General features: G+C 70.0%; 19 protein-coding genes. 17 read left to right on the forward strand and 2 right to left on the reverse strand.

Annotated elements, in window-relative coordinates; translation table 11 throughout:
• Positions 1 to 16 precede the first annotated feature (16 nt).
• The gene (locus AC4D2F_RS02245) at positions 17 to 943 is read right to left on the reverse strand and encodes an aldo/keto reductase (RefSeq protein ID WP_490909341.1); all 927 of its coding nucleotides are present in this window, start codon (positions 941 to 943) and stop codon (positions 17 to 19) included.
• Between the two features lie 50 nt (positions 944 to 993).
• Between AC4D2F_RS02245 and AC4D2F_RS02250 the strand changes: the two genes are divergently transcribed.
• Both AC4D2F_RS02250 and mshC read left to right on the forward strand, forming a co-directional pair.
• Positions 994 to 1,818, forward strand: coding sequence for an undecaprenyl-diphosphate phosphatase (locus AC4D2F_RS02250; protein WP_490909342.1), 825 nt, complete (start codon positions 994 to 996; stop codon positions 1,816 to 1,818).
• A 23-nt stretch (positions 1,819 to 1,841) separates the two neighbouring features.
• Positions 1,842 to 3,116: a cysteine--1-D-myo-inosityl 2-amino-2-deoxy-alpha-D-glucopyranoside ligase gene (gene mshC / locus AC4D2F_RS02255; RefSeq protein ID WP_490909343.1), complete on the forward strand. Its 1,275-nt coding sequence runs from the start codon at positions 1,842 to 1,844 to the stop codon at positions 3,114 to 3,116.
• 51 nt (positions 3,117 to 3,167) lie between these two features.
• On the opposite strand, the gene AC4D2F_RS02260 is transcribed toward mshC, so the two are convergent.
• Positions 3,168 to 4,025: a PAC2 family protein gene (locus AC4D2F_RS02260; protein ID WP_258069786.1), complete on the reverse strand. Its 858-nt coding sequence runs from the start codon at positions 4,023 to 4,025 to the stop codon at positions 3,168 to 3,170.
• 136 nt (positions 4,026 to 4,161) lie between these two features.
• Between AC4D2F_RS02260 and AC4D2F_RS02265 the strand changes: the two genes are divergently transcribed.
• From AC4D2F_RS02265 to tatC, 15 genes are all read left to right on the forward strand, one after another.
• Positions 4,162 to 4,962 carry an HAD family hydrolase gene (locus AC4D2F_RS02265; protein ID WP_490909344.1) on the forward strand — a complete coding sequence of 267 codons (801 nt, stop codon included), beginning with the start codon at positions 4,162 to 4,164 and terminating at the stop codon, positions 4,960 to 4,962.
• Positions 4,959 to 6,125, forward strand: a complete 1,167-nt coding sequence (locus AC4D2F_RS02270) for a site-2 protease family protein (protein WP_104164983.1) — start codon at positions 4,959 to 4,961, stop codon at positions 6,123 to 6,125. The genes AC4D2F_RS02265 and AC4D2F_RS02270 overlap by 4 nt, the downstream gene beginning before the upstream one ends.
• A gap of 96 nt (positions 6,126 to 6,221) precedes the next feature.
• Positions 6,222 to 7,292 carry a tRNA (adenine-N1)-methyltransferase gene (locus AC4D2F_RS02275; protein WP_181033526.1) on the forward strand — a complete coding sequence of 357 codons (1,071 nt, stop codon included), beginning with the start codon at positions 6,222 to 6,224 and terminating at the stop codon, positions 7,290 to 7,292.
• 136 nt (positions 7,293 to 7,428) lie between these two features.
• A complete protein-coding gene (gene arc / locus AC4D2F_RS02280) occupies positions 7,429 to 9,186 on the forward strand; it encodes a proteasome ATPase (protein WP_104164987.1) in 1,758 nt (585 codons plus the stop codon).
• Between the two features lie 77 nt (positions 9,187 to 9,263).
• Positions 9,264 to 10,829 carry a depupylase/deamidase Dop gene (gene dop / locus AC4D2F_RS02285; RefSeq protein ID WP_490909345.1) on the forward strand — a complete coding sequence of 522 codons (1,566 nt, stop codon included), beginning with the start codon at positions 9,264 to 9,266 and terminating at the stop codon, positions 10,827 to 10,829.
• A gap of 46 nt (positions 10,830 to 10,875) precedes the next feature.
• Positions 10,876 to 11,085 carry a ubiquitin-like protein Pup gene (locus AC4D2F_RS02290; RefSeq protein ID WP_490909346.1) on the forward strand — a complete coding sequence of 70 codons (210 nt, stop codon included), beginning with the start codon at positions 10,876 to 10,878 and terminating at the stop codon, positions 11,083 to 11,085.
• A gap of 3 nt (positions 11,086 to 11,088) precedes the next feature.
• Positions 11,089 to 11,916 (forward strand): proteasome subunit beta, encoded by an 828-nt coding sequence (gene prcB, locus AC4D2F_RS02295; RefSeq protein ID WP_490909347.1) that lies wholly within the window; start codon positions 11,089 to 11,091, stop codon positions 11,914 to 11,916.
• A gap of 3 nt (positions 11,917 to 11,919) precedes the next feature.
• Entirely contained in the window at positions 11,920 to 12,654 is a 735-nt protein-coding gene (gene prcA / locus AC4D2F_RS02300; RefSeq protein WP_490909348.1) for a proteasome subunit alpha, read from the forward strand.
• The gene (pafA, locus tag AC4D2F_RS02305; protein WP_104164993.1) at positions 12,654 to 14,015 is read left to right on the forward strand and encodes a Pup--protein ligase; all 1,362 of its coding nucleotides are present in this window, start codon (positions 12,654 to 12,656) and stop codon (positions 14,013 to 14,015) included. The genes prcA and pafA overlap by 1 nt, the downstream gene beginning before the upstream one ends.
• 172 nt (positions 14,016 to 14,187) lie before the next feature.
• Positions 14,188 to 15,162, forward strand: coding sequence for an FKBP-type peptidyl-prolyl cis-trans isomerase (locus AC4D2F_RS02310; RefSeq protein ID WP_104164995.1), 975 nt, complete (start codon positions 14,188 to 14,190; stop codon positions 15,160 to 15,162).
• Positions 15,163 to 15,193: 31 nt separating this feature from the next.
• Positions 15,194 to 15,589 carry an FKBP-type peptidyl-prolyl cis-trans isomerase gene (locus tag AC4D2F_RS02315; protein WP_490909349.1) on the forward strand — a complete coding sequence of 132 codons (396 nt, stop codon included), beginning with the start codon at positions 15,194 to 15,196 and terminating at the stop codon, positions 15,587 to 15,589.
• A gap of 120 nt (positions 15,590 to 15,709) precedes the next feature.
• Positions 15,710 to 17,698, forward strand: a complete 1,989-nt coding sequence (locus AC4D2F_RS02320) for a helix-turn-helix transcriptional regulator (RefSeq protein ID WP_104164998.1) — start codon at positions 15,710 to 15,712, stop codon at positions 17,696 to 17,698.
• A gap of 9 nt (positions 17,699 to 17,707) precedes the next feature.
• Positions 17,708 to 18,070, forward strand: coding sequence for a hypothetical protein (locus tag AC4D2F_RS02325; RefSeq protein WP_104165000.1), 363 nt, complete (start codon positions 17,708 to 17,710; stop codon positions 18,068 to 18,070).
• A gap of 37 nt (positions 18,071 to 18,107) precedes the next feature.
• On the forward strand, positions 18,108 to 18,500 hold the full coding sequence (tatA, locus tag AC4D2F_RS02330; RefSeq protein WP_490909350.1) for a Sec-independent protein translocase subunit TatA: 393 nt from the start codon (positions 18,108 to 18,110) through the stop codon (positions 18,498 to 18,500).
• A gap of 69 nt (positions 18,501 to 18,569) precedes the next feature.
• A complete protein-coding gene (gene tatC / locus AC4D2F_RS02335; protein ID WP_104165002.1) occupies positions 18,570 to 19,355 on the forward strand; it encodes a twin-arginine translocase subunit TatC in 786 nt (261 codons plus the stop codon).
• The last annotated feature ends 13 nt before the right edge of the window (positions 19,356 to 19,368 follow it).

Consider the following 19,368-nt stretch of genomic DNA (forward strand, 5'->3'; position numbering starts at 1 on the left):
GCGGAGACCTCGTGCTTCAGGCAGAAACCTCGTCGAGGACCGCAGCGATGGGTTCCGCCACGGGCGAGCCGCTGGTCTGCAGGATCTCCTTGAGTTGCTGCGGCGTCCGGGCGCCCACGATCGCCGAGGCAACACCGGACCGGTGGAGGAGCCAGCGCAGGGCGAGTTCGTGGGGCTGCAGATCCAGTCCGCGCGCCGCCGTGCACAGCGCCTCCGTGATGCGCTGGGGTTTCCCGGCGAGGTAGGGCTCCACGTACGGCGCCCACACATCGGAGGCTCCACGTGACTCCGTGGGGATCCTGCCGCGGTACTTGCCGGTCAGGACGCCGCGGCCCAGCGGCCCCCAGGCGAACACCGCGGCCCCGAACGCCTCCGCGGCGGGGAGCACGTCCCGCTCGGCGCCACGGTTCACGAGCGAGTACTCGACGTCGTTGACGAGGAGCGGGAAGGACGCCGTCGCGGCCGCGCGGGCGAACTCCCAACCTGCGTAGTCGGAGACGCCGACGTAGCGCGCCCGACCGGTCACGTAGGCCGCTTCCAGCGCGCTCAGCGTCTCCTCCAGCGGCACGGCGGAGTCAGGGGATGGCGCGAGCCACACGTCGACGTGGTCCGTGCCGAGCAGCGACAGGGAGGCGTCGAGCGAATCGAGCAGACCCCGGCGCGAGGCGTCGAGGCGTCGGCTCCCGGTGCGGGTGGTGCCGCCCTGCACCACGAGGACGAGCTCCGAGCGGGCCACGGTGTCGCCGATGAAACCGCCCAGTATTGCCTCCGCCTGGCCCTCGCCATAGCGTGCCGCGGTCTCGATGAGAGTGCCGCCGGCATCGGCGAAGAGGCGGAGCTGCTCCCGGGCGGCCTCCTCGGACACTTCCTGGCCCCAGTTCATGGTACCCAGCCCCAGAGCGGACACGGTCAGGCCGCTCATCCCCACATTTCGCCGTTGCATGAGGCCAAGCCTAAAGCCTGCCACCCGCCGCATGGCTTAGGGTCGTAAGAGTGAATTGGATAGAAGCGATCATCCTGGGGTTCGTCCAGGGCCTCACCGAATTCCTACCCATTTCATCGAGCGCACACCTGCGCATCGTGGGCGAGTTCCTCCCGAACGCGGAGGACCCGGGTGCGGCGTTCACCGCCATCACCCAGCTCGGCACCGAGACCGCCGTCGTCGTGTTCTTCTGGCGGGACATCGTCCGGATCGTCAAAGCCTGGTTCGGCGCGCTGAGGGGCACGGTTCCGCGGAACGACCCGGACGCGCGCATGGGCTGGCTGGTCATCATCGGCAGTGTGCCGATCGTCGTGCTCGGGCTCCTGTTCCAGGAGCAGATCGAGGGCTCGTTCCGCAGCATGTGGATCGTCGCGACGATGCTGATCGTCTTCGGCATCATCCTGGCTATCGCCGACGCCGTCGGACGGCAGACACGGGACCTCAGGAGCCTCACCTACCGGCACGGCATCCTGTACGGACTGGCTCAGGCCCTGGCGCTGATCCCCGGCGTGTCGCGCTCCGGCGGCACCATCACCGCCGGGCTGCTCATGGGCTACACCCGCGAAGCCGCGGCACGCTACTCGTTCCTGCTGGCCATCCCTGCGGTGTTCGGCAGCGGCGTGTTCCAGCTCGTGAAGAGCTTTGACGAGACCGGTCCGTACGGGCTCGCGGAAACCGCCCTGGCCACCGTCGTGGCCTTCGTCGTCGGCTTCGCGATCATCGGCTGGTTCCTCCGGTACGTCACGACCCGCGGCTACGGCCTCTTCGTCTGGTACCGCATCCTGCTCGGCCTCGCCCTGTACGTGCTCCTCGGCTTCGGCGTCATCAGCGCCTGACGGCGGCCCGTAAGGTTGACACTGTGATTGCGTGGAATTCGACCCCTGTCCCAGTACTCGACGGCACCCAGTCGGGTATCAGCCTGTTCGACACGGCGCTCCAGGGGCCGGCACCCCTCGGGAACCTCCCCGAGCAGAGTCTCTACGTCTGCGGCATCACCCCCTACGACGCCACGCACCTCGGCCACGCGTCGACCTACGTGGCCTTCGACCTCCTCAACCGGACCTGGCGTGATGCGGGCTCCACGGTGCGCTACGTGCAGAACGTGACCGACGTCGATGACCCCCTCCTCGAACGGGCCACCGCCACGGGCGTGGACTGGCAGGACCTCGCCGCCGACCAGATCGCCCTGTTCCGTGAGGACATGGAGGCCCTGAACGTCCTGCCGCCGGATCACTACATCGGCGCCGTGGAGTCGATCGACTGGATCGTCCCGATCGTCGAGAAGCTGGTGGACCGCGACCTCGCCTACGCGGTGCCGGGGGAGGGCGGGGAGCCCGACGGCGACGTCTACTTCTCGCTCGACGCGGCAGCCGCCCTCGACCCGGACGACACCGCCCGCTGGTTCCTCGGGCAGGTCTCGCACCTCGATGTCGAGACCATGCTCGCGCTGTCGGCCGAACGCGGCGGCGACCCCCGGCGGCCCCACAAGCGCAACGCACTCGATCCCCTCCTCTGGCGCGTCGCGCGGCCGGGGGAGCCGAGCTGGCCCGCCGGGTCGCTCGGCGAGGGCCGGCCGGGCTGGCACATCGAGTGTGCCGTGATCGCCCAGCAGTTCCTGCCGGCCCCGTTCACCGTGCAGGGCGGAGGTTCGGACCTCGTCTTCCCGCACCACGAGATGAGCGCCTCGCATGCCTGGGCCGCCGGCGGCACACCCCTGGCGCAGCACTACGCCCACGCCGGGATGGTCGGTTACGACGGCGAGAAGATGAGCAAGTCGCGCGGGAACCTGGTGCTCGTGTCGAGGCTGCGCCAGGAAGGCGTGGACCCGGCGGCGATCCGTCTGGCGATCCTCGCCCACCACTACCGCGCGGACTGGTCGTGGACGGACGGCGTCCTCGACGCCGCGATCCGCCGTCTCGCCACGTGGCGCCGGGCGGCTCGGTCCGCGACGGAGCAGGACGTCGTGGAGGTCCGGGACCGGGTGCGGGCGCACCTGGCGCACGACCTCGATGCGCCGTCCGCGCTGGCCGCGATCGACGCGTGGGCCGCGGCGCAGCCCGCGCGGACCGGCGGCTGGACCGGTGGACGTGCACTGGGAGACGTCGTCGACGCCCTGCTCGGCGTACGGCTCTAGGCGTACTTGCTTCAGGCGTAGCTGCTCCAGGCGTACCGGGCGGCGGCCGGCCTACTGTTCGCGCCGGCGCTTCTTCAGGTACCGCTCGAACTCGCGGGCGATCGACTCGCCGCTGGCCTCCGGGAGGTCCACGGTGTCCTTCGCCTCCTCGAGCTGGCGCACGTAGGCGGCGACCTCGGGGTCCTCGGTGGCGAGCTCATCGACCCCGCGTTCCCAGGCCTCCGACTCCTCCGTGAGGACGTGCGTGTCCACAGCGATCTGCAGGATCTCCTCGAGCTTGTTCAGGAGTGCGAGCTGCGCCTTCGGTGAGGGCGACTGACCCACGTAGTGCGGCACGGCGGCCCACAGGGACATGGTGGGGATGTCCGCGAGCAGGCCCATCTCCGCCAGCACCCCGACGATCCCGATGGGACCCTCGTACGTGGACGGCTCGACGTCGAGGCTCTGCCGGACGAGGTCGTCGTCGGACGTGACGGTCACGGGGATGGGACGCGAGTGGGGTACATCCGCGAGGAGAGCGCCGACCAGGACGATGCAGTCCACGCTGAGCTCCTTCGCCAGCGCGACCAGCTCGGCGGTGTAGGCCCGCCATTTGTAGGAGGGCTCCACGCCGTTGACAAGGATCAGGTCGACATTCGAGTGGGGCACGACGGTCTTGCTGATGCGTGTGTTGGGCCACTTGATGCGGCGCTGTCCCGAGGAGTTCCGCTTGATCATGGGGCGGGTGAACTGGAAGTCGTAGAACTCGTCGGCGTCGATCGTCGAGATGCGTTCACTGCCGAAGAAGCGCCCCATGTACTTCAGCGCGTCGCTGGCCGCCTCACCGGCGTCGTTCCATCCCTCGAAGGCCGCGAGCATGATCGTGATCCTGCGCTCGGGCTCGTCCGCGTCCTGGAACAGATCCTGCACGCCGACCGGCTGGTTCTCTTCGAAGCTATCCACGCTCTCACCCTAGACCCCGGTGCGCGGCCATGTCAGGCGGGCTCCCGCCGCCGCGGGGGCACGGCGGCGGGTCCGCCCGGACCGCCACCGTAGACTTGGAGGCATGGCAACCCACCCCACCGGCAGCACGCACATCCTTGCCCCCGACGAGGCCGACGACGGGCGGGCGGCCGTCGCCGGGAACTCCGGGGGCCTCCGCGGCGTGCTCTGGGACATGGACGGAACCATCGTCGACACCGAGCCGTACTGGATCCGGGCCGAGAAGGACCTGGTCGAGGCGCACGGCGGGACCTGGACGGACGAGCAGGCCACCACGCTGGTCGGCCAGGCCCTCGAGTTCTCCGCCGGGCAGCTCCAGCAGGCCGGGGTGGACCTCGGCATCCGCGACATCATCGACCACCTCATCGGGCGCGTGGCGGCCGACGTCAGCCAGGCCGTCCCCTGGCGTGCGGGAGCGCGGGAACTGCTCGCCGCGCTGCACGCCGAGGGCATCCCCTGCGCGATGGTCACCATGTCCGAGACCCTCCTCGCGAGCGCGGTCGCCGCACACCTGCCGGAGGGGACCTTCACCCACCTCGTCACCGGGGACCGCGTGAGTGCCGGCAAACCCGACCCGGAGTCCTACCAGCTGGGCTTCGACCTGCTGGCCGCCGACCACCCGGGACTGGACAAGCACCAGGTGGTCGCGATCGAGGACTCCCTGCCCGGGGTGACCGCCGCCCTCGCCGCCGGGCTCACCACCCTCGCCGTCCCGCACTTCGTGCCGCTGCCGCCCGACCCACGCCGCACCGAGTGGGACACACTCGCCGGACGCACGCCTGCGGATCTCGCGGCACTGCTGCCCGCGGCCGACGCCGAGGACGAGTTCGAGGACGAGTTCGAGGACAGCGAGGACGTCGCGTGAGCGGAGTCCAGGACGCACCGCGGCAGGAGAAGACCCCCGGCCTGCCGCTCGGCCGGATCGCCGGTGTTCCCGTGGTCCTGGCGTGGTCCTGGTTCGTGATCACGGCCTTCATCGTGCTGGTCTTCGGACCGCGCGTGGGCCAGCTGATCCCCGGGATCGGCGCCGGCGCGTATGCCGTCGCCCTCGGGTATGCCCTGCTCCTCGCGGCCTCCGTGCTCGTCCACGAACTGGCGCATGCCCTCACGGCCCGCGCCTTCGGCTGGCCCACCACGCGGATCGTGCTCAACCTGTGGGGCGGACACACCCAGTTCGCGAGCTTCAACGCCTCTCCGGGACGGTCCCTCCTCGTCGCCCTCGCAGGGCCCGCCGCGAACTTCGTGCTCGCAGGTCTCGGCTGGGTGATCCTCCAGGCGGTGGCACCGGGCGGTGCCGCCTACCTCCTGACGACCATCCTCGTCTGGGCGAACCTGCTCGTCGCGGTCTTCAACGTGCTGCCGGGGCTGCCCCTGGACGGCGGGCGGCTCGTCGAGAGCGCGGTCTGGCGGGTGACCGGGAGCCAGGAGAAGGGCACCGTGGCCGCCGGCTGGGCCGGACGCATCCTCGTGGTCCTGCTGCTGGGCGGCGTGGTCGGCGTGCTGCTGGTCCAGGGCCGCGGTCCCGACCTCACGTTCATCCTCATCGCCGTGGTCATGGGAGCGTTCCTGTGGATGGGTGCGACGGCCGCCATCACGAACGCGCGGATGCGCCTGCGCCTCCCCGCGATCAGCGCGGGCCGACTGCAGGAACCCGCCGTCGGCGTTCCGGCGGGCACCAGCGTGCTCGCCGTCCGGCGCATCCTCCGGGAGAACCCGGGTGTCTCGGTCGTCCTGACCGGGGCCTCCGGCGTCCCCGAGGCCGTGGTCGACGACGCCGCGCTGCTCGCCGTCCCGGACGAGGCCGCGGCCGACACGCCCGTCAATGCCGCCGCACGCCGCCTCGCCGCCGGCGCCTACGTCCCGGAGTGGGCGGAGGGACAGGAGCTCGTGCAGTTCCTCGCGCGGCTGGAGGGCAACCAGTACGCCGTCGTGAACCGCTCGGGCGCGGTCACCGGCCTGCTCCACCAGCGGACGGTGGTGCAGGCCATCACCGGCAAGAGCGCACTGGGAACCCCGCCCGACGCCTGACCGGCGGCCGCGCTCCAGCCCACCCGCCCCCACCTCCTCACGAGCCAACCCGCCTCATTCATGCCGGCCCCGCCGGCCCGCGCCGAAGGACCACCCATGAGCACCACCCCCACACCCGAAGCATCCGCCGACCCGCATGGTGCAGCAGCCCGCCGCGGGCCGTTCCGCGCCGGCGAGCGCGTGCAGCTGACCGACGAGAAGGGCCGGATGAATACCATCACCCTCACACCCGGTGGCGCATTCCACACCCACAAGGGCTTCCTCCAGCACGACGCGCTCATCGGCGCCACCGAGGGGACCATCCTCGAGAACACCACCGGTCAGCTGTACCAGGCCCTGAGGCCGCTCCTCTCGGACTTCGTCCTGTCCATGCCGCGCGGCGCGGCAGTCGTCTACCCGAAGGATGCCGGGCAGATCGTCACGATGGCCGACATCTACCCGGGCGCACGCGTGGTCGAGGCCGGCGTGGGCTCCGGCGCACTGTCCATCTCGCTGCTGCGGGCCGTGGGCGACCACGGCTACCTGCACTCCTTCGAGCGCCGCGAGGAATTCGCGGACATCGCCCGCGGCAACGTCGAGACCATCTTCGGCGGGCCCCACCCGGCCTGGCAGATCACGCTCGGCGATTTCCAGGAACAGGTCCTCGCCCAGGAGGCCCCCGGATCGGTGGACCGCGTGGTGCTGGACATGCTGGCCCCCTGGGAGTGCCTCGACGCCGTCGCCACGGTCCTGGCCCCCGGCGGCGTCTGGATCAGCTACGTGGCCACGGTCACCCAGCTCTCCCGCACCGCCGAGGCCATCCGCGCGGACGGCCGCTTCACCGAGCCCGAGGCCTGGGAGTCAATGGTGCGCGGCTGGCACCTCGAGGGCCTCGCCGTGCGTCCCGACCACCGCATGGTCGCGCACACCGGGTTCCTCCTCACCACCCGCCGCCTGGCGGAGGGCGCCACCGGCTTCACCCCGAAGCGCCGGCCGTCCAAGACGGGCTTCAGCGAGGAGGACCTCAACGCCTGGACGCCGCAGGCCGTGGGGGAGCGCGACGTGTCCGACAAGCGGTTGCGCCGCGTCGCCCGGGATGCGGCGTCCACCATCCAGCGCGGGTCCCTACCCGCCGAGGAGGCCCAGGCCCGCCGCGACGCGATCGCCGACGGCGGCACCGTCGAGTAGGCCTGCCCACGGGCGGCGGGAAGAGACCGGCCGCCCTCGTGCGTTGTCACCTCGCAGCAACAGTACGCATGGCGGACAGACGTCTGCGCTAAGGTCGAAAGACAGCCGAAGGTCGAACCGAAGGTGGCGAACCGAAATGCCGGAATCCGATGACCACGCTCCAGCCGCCGGATCGCGCGAGCCGGCCTCCCCTCTCGTCGACCACTCCTCCGCGCAACGCCAGCTGAACGTCCTGCGGGACAAGCTGCGCCAGATCGACCGCCAGCTGGGGTCGGCCACCCAGAACAACGGGAAGCTCGTCGCGGCGCTCGAGGCCGCGCGCACCGAGATCGTCCGGCTGAAGGCGGCCCTCGAGAAGGAGGGCGCGGCCCCGTTCAGCTTCGCCACCGTGATGCAGGTGAACCCGAAACGCCCTTCCGAGCCCGGCACCACCACCGAGGCGACGGTGCAGGACACCGCGGACATCCTGCAGTCGGGGCGGAAGCTCCGGGTCACCGTCAGCCCGCTCATCAACGTCCGCCAGCTCGCTCCCGGTCAGGAAGTGCTGCTGAACGAGTCCCTGACCATCGTCGCGGCGCTCGGCTTCGAACGCGCCGGGGAGATCGTCACCGTCAAGGAGCTCCTGGGCGCGGACCGCGCGCTCGTCGTGGGGCGCACGGACGACGAACGCGTCATCAAGCTCAGCGGCCCCCTGCAGGCCGAGAAGATCCGCGTGGGCGACGCCCTCGCCGTCGACACGAAGTCCGGCTACGGCCTGGAGAAGGTGCCGCGCAGCGAAGTGGAGAACCTCGTGCTCGAAGAGGTCCCGGACATCGCGTACGGCGACATCGGCGGCCTCGGCCCCCAGATCGAGCAGATCCGCGACGCGGTCGAACTCCCGTTCCTGCACCCCGACCTCTACCGGGAACACGGACTCAAGCCGCCCAAGGGCATCCTCCTGTACGGACCGCCGGGCTGCGGCAAGACCCTGATCGCGAAGGCCGTCGCCAACTCGCTGGCTGCCCGCGCGGCCGAACGCGCCGGCGTCGAGCAGATCCGCAGCTACTTCCTCAACATCAAGGGCCCCGAGCTGCTGGACAAGTACGTCGGCGAAACCGAGCGCCACATCCGCCTCATCTTCGCCCGCGCACGGGAGAAGGCCTCGGACGGCAGCCCCGTCGTCGTGTTCTTCGACGAGATGGACTCCCTGTTCCGTACCCGCGGTACCGGTGTGTCCTCCGACGTCGAGACGACGATCGTGCCGCAGCTGCTCAGCGAGATCGACGGCGTCGAGAAGCTCGAGAACGTGATCGTCATCGGTGCCTCCAACCGCGAGGACATGATCGACCCGGCCATCCTGCGGCCGGGGCGCCTGGACGTGAAGATCAAGATCCAGAGGCCCGACGCCGAGGGCGCCGCCGAGATCTTCGCGAAGTACATCACGGCGGACCTGCCGCTGCACGCGGACGACCTCGCCGAGAACGGCAACGACCCCCAGACCACCATCGCCGAGATGATCCGGCGCACGGTCGAACAGATGTACTCGACGGACAAGTCCAACGAGTACCTCGAAGTGACCTACGCCAACGGGGACACCGAGATGCTCTACTTCAAGGACTTCAACTCCGGAGCGGTCATCCAGAACGTCGTGGACCGTGCCAAGAAGTACGCCATCAAGGACCTCCTCCTCGACGGCAGCAAGGGCCTGCGCATCGAGCACCTGATGCGGGCCGTGGTGGACGAGTTCCGCGAGCACGAGGACATGCCCAACACCACGAACCCGGACGACTGGGCGCGCATCTCCGGCAAGAAGGGTGAGCGCATCACGTACATCCGCACCATCGTGCAGGGCAAGGCCGGGCAGGAGCCGGGCAAGTCGATCGAGACGACGGCGAACACGGGCCAGTATCTGTGATCGTCACGGGTGGACGGGGAGCCGGACGGCCGGGGGAGCTGCCCGCCGTCGGTGACGGTGTCTCCGTCCACCGTGTCATGGGGACCGAGACCGAGTACGGCATCATCGCGCCGGCCCTGCCGTCGGCGAACCCCACGTTGCTGTCCTCGCAGGTGGTCAACGCCTACGCCGCCACGCTGCGCGAGGGGCTGGGCAACCTCGTGGGCACGCGCTGGGACTACACGGACGAGACGCCGCTGACCGATGCCCGCGGTTTCCGGATGGACCGCGGCAGTGCCCACCCGAGCCAGCTGACGGACGAACCCGTGGAGCTCACCGCCGAACAGATCGCCCTCGAGCGCGGGGAGCCCGCCGAGGTCGCCGTGCTCATGAACCTCGTGCTCAACAACGGCGCCCGGCTCTACGTGGACCACGCCCACCCGGAGTACTCCTCGCCCGAGGTCACCAATCCCCTCGACGCCGTCCTCTGGGACCGCGCCGGGGACCATGTGGCCGTCGCCGCGATGGACCGCATCAGGACCACTCCCGGCTTCTCGCCCGTGATCCTCTACAAGAACAACACCGACAACAAGAGCGTCTCCTACGGCTCCCACGAGAACTACCTCGTCCCCCGGAGCGTGCCCTTCTCGAAGCTCGCCGAAGCGCTCATCCCCTTCTTCGTCTCGCGCCAGGTCATCTGCGGCGCCGGTCGCGTGGGCCTCGGCCCCGTGAACCAGGAGCCCGGCTTCCAGATCAGCCAGCGGGCCGACTTCTTCGAGAACGAGATCGGCCTCGAGACGACCGTGCGGCGCCCGATCATCAACACGCGGGACGAGCCCCACGCGGTCGCGGAGAAGTACCGGCGGCTGCACGTCATCATCGGCGATGCCAACCTGAGCGAGGTGTCGAACTACCTGAAGGTGGGGACCACCGCCCTCGTCCTGTCCCTCATCGAGCAGGGCCTCGCGCCGGTACCCGAACTCGAGGACCCGGTCGAGGCGCTGCGTGCCATCAGCCACGACCCCTCGCTGACGGTGGAGGTCAGGCTGAAGGACGGGCGGAGCCTGACCGGGCTCCAGCTGCAGGAACTCTACTGCGACGCGGTCCTGGCCGCGCTGCCGGCGGACGCGGACCGGCAGACCCGCGACGTCGTCGACCGCTGGCAGGCGCTGCTGGCGACGCTGCGGCGCGATCCGATGGAGGCGGCCCGCGAGGTCGACTGGATCGCGAAGCTGAAGGTCCTGGAGGCGTACCGGGCACGGGACGGCCTGGCATGGACGGATCCCCGGCTCGCGCTCATCGACCTGCAGTACGCCGACCTGCGGCCCGAGAAGGGCATCTACCAGCGGCTGGCCCGCCGGGGCGACATCGAGCTCCTCGTCGATCCCGCCGACGTCGCGCGGGCGGCCGTCGAACCGCCCCGGGACACGCGCGCCTACTTCCGCGGCCGGTGCATCGCCGAATACCCCGCCGAAGTGGTGGGCGCGAGCTGGGACTCGCTGATCTTCGAGCTCCCGGGGGAGCGGCGGCTGCAGCGTGTCCAGACCCGCGAACCGCTGCGCGGCACGGAGGCGCTCACCGGGGCGTTGTTCGATGCAGCCACGGATGCCGAGGATTTCCTCGCCCGATTGTTGAGCGGCCCGGATCGGCGCGTGGCACCATAGGAGCCTGACCACCGAATTGATGACGACGACGGAAAGGGTGGATACCGTGGCGACACAGGACCGCAGAAACACCAGCGGCGCCTCCTCCGCAGCGGAGGAGGAGGACCTCCCCGACGCCGCCCCCGCGGCTCCCGCGGCGGCGCAGGATTCCAGCCAGACCCAGGGCGTGGACGACCTCCTCGACGAGATCGACGGCGTCCTCGAGTCCAATGCGGAGGAGTTCGTCCGCGGCTTCGTGCAGAAGGGCGGCCAGTAGCGGATGCTTCCGGATGATGCCGCGGCAGCGGTCCCGCGGGCCGCCTCGACGTCCTTCGCCGACTACCTGGGCGCGCACCATCCGGGCATGCTGCCGTCGAACCGGATCCTCGGGCCGGTCACGGCGACCTCCGACGCCTCCCATCTCGCCCCGCACGCGACGACGATCGTGTCGCTCACCTTCCCGGGCGGCGTGCTCATGGCCGGCGATCGTCGGGCCACGATGGGCAATGTGATCGCCAGCCGCCACATCGAGAAGGTGTTCCCTGCGGATCGCTCCTCGGTGCTCGGGATCGCCGGCAGCGCCGGCATCGGCGTCGACCTGGCGCGGCTCTTCCAGGTGGAGCTGGAGCACTACGAGAAGATCGAGGCGACCATGATGAGCCTGGACGGCAAGGCCAACCGCCTCGCGGCGATGGTCCGGCAGAACCTCCCGATGGCCATGCAGGGCCTCGCCGTCGTGCCGCTCTTCGCCGGCTTCGACACGGACCGGCACCTCGGGCGCCTCTTCTCGTTCGACGTCACGGGAGGCCGCTACGAGGAGCACGAACACCACTCCATCGGATCCGGCTCGGTCTTCGCCCGGGGGGCCCTGAAGAAACTGTGGAACCCGCGCCTCGACGAGGCGTCCGCCGTCCACGTCGCGGTCGAAGCCCTCTACGACGCCGCGGACGACGACTCCGCGACCGGCGGACCCGACATCGTGCGCGGCCTGTGGCCCGTGATGTACGTCGTGGACGCGGCCGGCACGCGTCGCGTCCCGGAGCGTGACCTCGAAGCCGTCGCGCACACCATCATCGACGCCCGTTCCTCCGCGGGCCGGGAGGCATAGGCCATGACCCAGCAGTTCTACGTCTCGCCCGAACAGCTGATGAAGGACCGCGCCGACTTCGCGCGCAAGGGCATCGGGCGGGGCCGGTCGGTGGTGGTGATGAGCTGCCGGGACGGCATCGCCCTCGTCGCCCAGAACCCGTCGCCCTCCCTGCACAAGCTCGGCGAGATCTACGACCGCATCGCCTTCGCGGCGGTCGGCAAGTACAACGAGTTCGAGAGTCTCCGCCAGGCCGGGGTCCGCTACGCCGACGTCCGCGGGTACTCCTACGCGCGCGAGGACGTCACGGCACGCGGGCTCGCCAGCGTGTACGCGCAGAGCCTCGGTGCCGTGTTCACCGCCGAGAGCAAGCCCTTCGAGGTGGAGCTCGTGGTCGCCGAGGTGGGGCGCATCCAGGACGCCGACCATCTCTACCGCCTCACCTTCGACGGCTCGATCGCCGACGAGGCCGGGTTCGTGGTCATGGGCGGCGCGGCCGACGCCGTCGTCGGCGCCCTCCGCGGCACCTGGTCCGCGGACGTGGGCCTGACCGACGGCGTGCGGGCCGCCGCCCGCGCCCTCGCGACTCCCGCGGGGGCCGACAGCGACCGACCAGGCACTCCCGCCCTCGATCCCTCCGTCCTCGAGGTCGCCTTCCTCGAACGCGACCCGGACACCCTGCGGGGCAGCCATCGCGCGTTCCGCCGGATCGGCGGACCCGAACTCGAGACCATGCTCCAGGGCGGACAGGACAGCTGATGGACCGGCGCATCTTCGGGGTCGAGACCGAGTTCGGCATCTCCTACTCGGGGCCCAACTCCCGCCCGCTGTCCCCCGAGGAGGTGGCCCGCTACCTTTTCCGGAAGGTCGTCAGCTGGGGCAGGTCCTCGAACGTCTTCCTGACCAACGGGTCCCGGCTGTACCTGGACGTCGGGTCCCACCCCGAATACGCGACGGCGGAGTGCGACGACCTCGCGCAGCTCGTCGCCCACGACCGCGCCGGCGAGCTGATCCTGGAGGATCTCGTCTCCGAGGCGCAGCGGAAGCTGTCCCATGAGGGCTACGACGGGCGGATCTACCTCTTCAAGAACAACACCGACTCCGCCGGCAACTCCTACGGCAGCCACGAGAACTACCTCATCCCGCGCAAGCTCGAGTTCGCCCGGCTCGCCGACATCCTCATCCCGTTCCTCGTGACACGCCAGCTGCTCGTCGGGGCCGGCAAGGTCCTGAAGACCCAGACCGGGTCCATCTACGCCTTCTCCCAGCGCGCGGACCACCTGTGGGAGGGGATCTCCTCCGCCACGACCCGCTCGCGGCCCATCATCAACACCCGGGACGAGCCGCACGCCGATGCCGAGCACTACCGTCGGCTGCACGTCATCGCCGGCGACTCCAACATGTCCGAGACCACCACGCTGCTCAAGGTGGGCTCCGTGGACCTGCTGCTGCGGATGGTCGAGGCGGGGGAGCTGATGCGCGACTACCGGCTGGAGAACCCGATCCGCAGCATCCGCGAGATCTCCCACGACCTCACGGGCCGGCAGCTCCTCAAACTCGCCAACGGCCGCCATATGACCGCGCTCGAGATGCAGCGCGAGTACCTGGCGAAAGCGACGGCGTTCGTGGAGCAGGACGGCGCGCACAACCAGCACGTGCCCGCCATCCTGGACCTGTGGGAACGCGTCCTGGACGCGGTGGAGACGGGGAACACCGCGCGCATCGACCGGGAGGTCGACTGGGCGATCAAGAAGAAGCTGATCGACCGCTACCTGGCGCGCTCCGGCGACGACCTCGATTCGGCGAAGGCCGCCCAGCTCGACCTCACCTACCACGACATCTCCCGCACGCGCGGCCTGTTCTTCCTCCTCCAGGCCAGAGGGGAGGCCGCCCGCGTCGTCGAGGAGACGGCGGTGAAGGAGGCGGTGGACGTCCCTCCGCAGACCACCCGGGCGCGCCTCCGCGGAGAATTCGTCCGGCGCGCCAAGGAGGCGAACCGCGACTACACGGTCGACTGGGTGCACCTCAAACTCAACGACAGGGCGCAGCAGACCATCCTCTGCAAGGACCCCTTCGCCTCCGTCGACGAGCGCGTCGAGGCACTCCTGCAGCAGCTGTGACGGCGAGGGCGCTGCCCGCCGGCCTCCGCGGCCGTGCCCGTCATCCCGTCCGCAGGGTCCTGTCAGGGTGCTGGCGGGACATTCACAGGAGCAACCCGGCCCCCGTTGCCGTTAGGCTTGTCAGGGCCCTTTGTTCCACGGGCGGACCGGACACCAACCCGAAAGTAGCTTCGTGCGAAAAGTACTCACAACCTCCCTTGCACTCACGCTGTTCCTGTCAGCCTGTGGCGGGCCCACGACGGACGACCTGACGGGGGACTCGTCAGGGGACGCGTCGGGGACGTCCGCCGGCGCCGCCGAGATCCTCGAGTCGGTCGCCGTGACCGGCGGAACCGACGAAGAGGCACCGACCGTCGAGTTCGACGAACCACTCGACATCACCGGTGTGGCCGTGAAGACCGTCGTGGAGGGAGATGGGGACGCGATCGAGGCCGGCGAACAGGTGCGCTACCAGCTCGTGTCGCTCAATGCCGAGGACGGCGAGGTCCTCGGTGACACCTACAGCCAGGGCGACCCCCAGGTCCTCCCCGTCGACGACATGCTCAAGGAGCAGGACGCCGAGCTGTACGAGGTCCTGACGGGTTCGAAGGTCGGCGCGCAGGTGGCCTACACCCGACCCGCTCCCGAGCCCGCGGAGGGCCAGCAGGCCACCCCGGAACAGCTGATCGTCCTGAAGGTCATCTCGGCCGAGCAGCCTCCGCCCGAGCCCGAGGTCCTCTCACCGGAAGACGTCAAGAAGCTCGACGACGACGGCCAGCTGCCCACGTTCACCTTCGATGACAAGGGCGCGCCCACGGTCACCATCCCCGACAACGAGCCCTCGGAGGACCTCGTGGTGAAGGTCCTCAAGGAGGGTACGGGCGAGGAAGTGACCGAGGCCGATACCATCACCGCCAACTACAGCGGATGGCGCTGGGAGGACGGCGAGCAGTTCGACTCCAGCTACGAGCGCGGCGAGGCCGCCGAGTTCCCGCTCACCGGAGTGATCGAGGGCTGGACCAAGGGCCTCGCCGGGCAGAAGGTCGGTTCCCAGGTCCTCCTCGTCATCCCCGGAGCCTGGGGCTACGGCGACCCGGCCCCCGAGGGACGCCCCTCCGGCACCCTCGTGTTCTACGTCGAGATCACCGGCAAGACCGCCGCCGAGTAGCACCACCCACCACCGAACCCAAGGAGTACCCATGTCATTCGGCCACCGCCAATTCGACCGCCAGAAGCCCGAGATCGACTTCCCCTCCCACGACGTCCCCACCGACCTCGTGATCGAGGACATCATCACGGGGACGGGTGACGAGGCGAAGCCCGGCAACACCGTGTCCACCCACTACGTCGGCGTGGCCTTCTCCACGGGCGAGGAATTCGACGCCTCCTGGAACCGGGGCGCCCCGCTCGACTTCAAGGTCGGCGTCGGGCAGGTCATCCAGGGCTGGGACCAGGGACTCCTCGGCATGAAGGTCGGCGGCCGCCGCCGCCTGGAGATCCCCTCCCACCTCGCCTACGGCGCCAGCGGCGCAGGATCGGCGATCGGCCCCAACGAGGCGCTGATCTTCGTCGTGGACCTGCTCGGCGTCCGCTAGCACCACCCGCGCGGCCGCGACCCGGCGGCCGCGCCCCCGCACCACCACACGGAAGGGACGTACGTCGACCACGGTCGGGGTACGTCCCTTCCGCCGCTCCCGTGAAGGTAGGGTTTCACCGTGTCCGCAAAACGTACCGAACGCCTCCTCACCCTCGTGATCATGCTCCTGTCGAGCCGCCGCGGGTTCACGAAGGAGGAATTGTTCGAGGAGATCGACCTGTACCGGGAGGCGACGTCGGTCGCGGCCCGCGAGAAGCTCTTCGACCGCGACAAGGCCGCCCTGCGCGAGCAGGGCATCCCACTGGAGGCCTTCAGCGAGGACGCCCTGTTCGACAACGACAACACCGTGCAGCGGTACCGGATCAGCGCCGAGGACTACCGGCTCGGCGGCGTGACCTTCCTGCCCGAGGAGTACGCCGTCCTCAACCTCGCCGGCGGCGTCTGGGACCAGGGTTCGCTCGACTCCGCGGCGTCCCGCGCCCTCCGGAAGCTCAGCTCCCGCAGCATCGACGGCGGCATCGAGCTCACCCCGCTCATCCAGCCCCGCATCACCACGGACGCGCCCTACTGGGACACCGTGTGGCAGGCCCTCACCTCCCGCGCCCCCCTCCGGTTCCCCTACCGCGCCGCGAGCACGGGTCGTGAGGAGGTACGCACGGTGCACCCCTGGGGCATGGGCGCGCGCTTCGGCCACTGGTACGTGGTCGGCTTCGACACCACCCGCAAGGCCGAGCGCTTCTTCCGCCTCTCACGCATGACCGGCGAGCCCGTCATCCTGCAGGGGACGTTCGAGGTCCCGCCGTCCTTCGACATGAACCAGACGCTGTCCTCCCTGTCGCGCAGCGAACCCGACCGCACCGCCGTGATCGCGGCGCGGCCCGGCTCCTGCCAGGTGCTGCGCGTCCGCAAGGACACCGAGATCGTGCAGACGGGGGAGGAGTGGGACGTCCTCCGGGTGCCGTATGCGGCATCGAGTCCCATGGCCGCGACCATCGCGGGGCTGGGCACCAATGCCCGGGTCGAGGAGCCCCCGGAACTGGCGGCAGAGGTCCTCCGGCTCCTCGACGGGGCCCACGAGGCGGCCCTCGGGGCGCCCGAACACCTCGAGATCACCGGACATGCCCGCCCGGCGCCCCGCCGCAAGTCCTCCTCCCAGGACCACCTGCTGCGCCTGCTCGACCTCGTCCCGTACCTCCTGGCGCATCCGGGGGCGGACGTCGGGGACACCGCGCGCAGGTTCGACGTGACCGAGAGCCAACTCACCAAGGACCTCGACCTGCTGTTCGTCAGCGGACCGCGCCACTACCCCGACGGGCTGATGGACGTGAACATCGAGGACGACAGGATCTACCTCACCAACGCGCGCGACCTCGCCGAGCCCGTGAAGCTCAGCATGGACGAGGCATGCTCCCTGATCGTGGGACTGCAGGCCCTCCGGGAGCTCCCCGGCATGAGGAACAACGAGGCGATCGTCAGCGCCCAGACCAAGCTGACCGCCGCGACCGGCGACGCGGCGCGCATCGGGACGGCCGTGGCCACCAAGCTCACGGAGGACGACGTCGACCCGACGCTCGAGGTCCTGCAGGCCGCCCTGCACTCGAACGTGCGCGTGGACGTGGACTACTTCGTGCCGACACGCGACGAGATCACGCACCGCCTCCTCGAACCGGTCCGCATCTTCCTGCACCAGGACACGTGGTACCTCGAGGCCTGGAGCGTGGACTCCGACGGGCTGAGGAACTTCCGGCTGGACCGCATCCAGCGGGCCACCCTGACGGAACAGCCGGCCACCGCGGCCCTGGACGAGGAGTTCCTCGCCCGGGACCGCCGGAGCGTCTCGCCCTACCGCTCCGGCGACGCCGATCTCACCGTCACGCTGCTGCTCGAGCCCCGGGCCCGCTGGATCGCGGCGCAGTACAACGCCGACGCCGTGCAGGAGCTCGGCGAGGACCGACTGGTGGCGCGCCTCAAGATCGCGTCCAGCACCTGGATCCCGGGCCTCGTGGCCGGCCTCGGAGGGTCGGCGGCGGTCATCGCTCCGCCCGAACTGCGCGAGGAGACCCTCCGCTGGCTCGAGGCCGCCCGCGCACACCAGCCACTGGCCTAGACTGGGGTCATGCTCTGGTGGATGTGGATCGTGCTGTGGGTCGCGCTGGTGGCCGTCAGCGTGATCTTCCTCGTCGTCGTCGGCTTCCGCGTCTTCCGCCGCGGAATGCGAACACTCCGTGAATTCGGGGAAGCCATGGACCGCCTGCAGGTGGACGCGCCCTCCGCCGACGCCGTCGACGACGGAGCGGCAGCGGCCCGCCCGGGAGCGCCGGGCATCCCCGTCCCGGCCGTCTTCACGGCTCCGGCGACGGTCCGCGCGGCCCGGGACCTGGCGAGGACCCGCCGCATCGACGACCGCCGCGCGCGCCGCGTCGCGAAGCGGGCCGAGCGCGAACAACCGCAGCTCCTGCAGGACATGCCCCACCTGTGAACTAAACTCGAGGGTGAACCAACGAGAGGAAATGGGCATGAGGCTCGAAGGCTGGCACATCGTCATCATCATCGTTCTTGCGATCGTCCTGTTCGGCGCGCCGAAGCTGCCCGGACTGGCACGGAGCGTGGGACAGTCCCTGCGGATCTTCAAGTCCGAGGTGAAGCAGATGAAGGACGAGAACAACACGGGTGAGACCGGCACGGATCCCGTCGAGGGCCGGGTGGTGAACACTCCCGCGCCGCACACCACCGCGCAGACCTACACGCCCACCTACCAGGCGCCGGCCCAGAATCCCATTCCGCCGCAGGGTGCTGCGCAGCAGCCCCACACCACGTCCCCGGCCACCGATGCCCGGGTCGCCGGCACCGACGCCCAGGGTTCCGCGGGTCCGTCGCAGCAGAGCGGTAGCTCGCACACCAGCCAGTAGGCAGGATCTCCTTTCGTGTCACCCGCATCGGCGCGCAAGCGCGGCAGGAAGGCCAACCCCGAGGGGCGGATGGCCCTGAAGGAGCACCTCCGAGAGGCCCGTAACCGGCTGTTCAAGTCCGCGGTCGCGGTGATCGTCGCGACCGTGCTGGGCTTCTTCGTCTACGAGCCGGTTCTGCGCGCCCTGGCCGCCCCGATCATCGCGATCAACGAGCAGGAGGGCCGCACGGCGTCGCTGAACTTCGACAGCGCGGCCTCCCCGTTCGACCTCCTCATCCAGGTCTCGGTGTTCCTGGGCCTGGTGCTCTCCAGCCCGGTCTGGCTGTACCAGCTGTGGGCGTTCATCACGCCGGGGCTGAAGACCAAGGAACGCCGGATCGCGCTGGCCTTCATCGCCGTCGCCTTCCCCCTGTTCCTCGCCGGCATCGCCCTGGCGTGGCTGATCCTTCCCAACGCCGTGCGGGTGCTGACCGAGTTCACGCCGGAGGACTTCTCCAACTACATCAGCGTCTCGGTGTACTTCGCGTTCGTGCTGCGGCTGATGCTGGCCTTCGGGATCGCGTTCCTGCTCCCCGTGGTGTTGGTGGGCCTGAACATGGTGGGCCTGATCTCCGGCAGGCAGGTCCTGAAGGCCTGGCGCATCACCGTGTTCCTGGTCTGCCTGTTCGCCGCGATGGCGGCGCCCGGCGGAGACGCGCTGAGCATGTTCTACCTCGCGGTGCCCCTGCTGCTGCTGTTCTTCCTCGCGATCGGACTGTGCCTGCTCAACGACAAGCGGCGGGCCCGCCGCACCGCGGCCCGCGAGGCCGCCGTCGACGCCACCGCCGACACCGCCACCCCCCTCGACGCCCTCTAGGCCGAGGCACGCG

This window comes from Arthrobacter sp. TJ-263 (assembly GCF_058269155.1).